This window comes from Thalassotalea sp. ND16A (assembly GCF_000764205.1).
In the GTDB taxonomy this organism is placed as follows: Bacteria; Pseudomonadota; Gammaproteobacteria; order Enterobacterales; family Alteromonadaceae; genus Thalassotalea_A.
On sequence record NZ_JQDZ01000044.1, the window covers coordinates 1 to 859 of the forward strand.

The window sequence follows — 859 nt, forward strand, 5'->3', positions numbered from 1 at the left end:
CGGCTTAACTCAGCTTTTCGCAGATTAACACGTCCTTCATCGCCTCTAACTGCCAAGGCATCCACCACATACGCTTAGTCACTTAACCATACAACCCCAAAAAGTCTTGCTGGTCTTTTGTCATTTACGCGGCGTTACTTTTTCACTCGTGTAGCACGCTACACACCGTTCAAAGTGCCTTGCCTAAATTTCAAAATCCTGCGCAATACTATCCAAATTAATGAAAGGTATTAACTATTTTGAATTCTCGGAGACTAATCCGAGATAAGTTGCAAGTCTGACATTTTCACGCATTCAATAAGAATGTTGATAACCTATTTTAACGTAGGGTATCAAACTCAAACATTGCTGTTTGAGCCTTGAGTAAGAATAACTAACTTCGTTAGTTATAATGTTGAAGCATTGTAAACAATGCTTCGATTGATAAACAACAAGTTGTTTATCGTGATAATTTGCGCTCTTTATTACAAGAGAGGTTACGATTGGACGTCGTAACCACAAATTATCGGGTTTAATATCAGCTTTCCAAATTGTTAAAGAGATTATTAATGCACGCATTCGGCATTAACTTGAGTTGAAAACTCAAAACAAGTAAGTAGTTACTTGTTTTGAATTCTCAGTACGCTCAAGGAGCTCCCGTTCTTCAACGGGATGACAGAGCGTACCGCTCATTCAGTTATCATGTAATTTGTGTGAACACTCGCGATACCGAAGCATCCATTAAGCTAATCTACTTAAGGTAAGGAGGTGATCCAACCCCAGGTTCCCCTAGGGTTACCTTGTTACGACTTCACCCCAGTCATAAATCACAAAGTGGTAACCGTCCCCCCGAAGGTTAGACTAGCTACTTCTTTTGCAA

General features: G+C 39.9%; 2 rRNA genes. Both read right to left on the reverse strand.

The features are described 5' to 3' along the window. Positions 1–88 (reverse strand): 23S ribosomal RNA (locus tag ND16A_RS0119030); the annotation flags it as partial. 652 nt (positions 89–740) lie between these two features. Further along, a 16S ribosomal RNA gene (locus ND16A_RS0119035) occupies positions 741–859 on the reverse strand; the annotation flags it as partial.